Below are 247 nucleotides of genomic sequence, written 5' to 3' on the forward strand. Positions count from 1 at the left end.
GGCACAAAACCAAGCTGCCAGCACCCAGCTGAAAGATAAACAACAGGTCGCTTCCGCAACAACGGCGCTCGGAAATGCCCAAAACTCTGCGGCCTCGGCGGGCGCCACGAACGTCACCAGTGCCCGGCTCGCTGTACAGACGGCCCAAGCGAACCTCGCCGACTGCAACCTGACAGCTCCCGTGTCCGGCACGGTATCCGCGGTAACTGCCACCGTCGGGGCGCTGACCGGTTCGTCCGGTGGGGGC

The 247-nt window shown here is 65.2% G+C and carries 1 pseudogene; it reads left to right on the forward strand.

Annotation, left to right across the window (positions count from 1 at the left end):
- A pseudogene (locus SB772_RS44230) lies at positions 1-247 on the forward strand (hypothetical protein); the annotation flags it as partial.

This window comes from Paraburkholderia sp. SIMBA_030 (assembly GCF_046535245.1).
Lineage (GTDB): Bacteria > Pseudomonadota > Gammaproteobacteria > Burkholderiales > Burkholderiaceae > Paraburkholderia.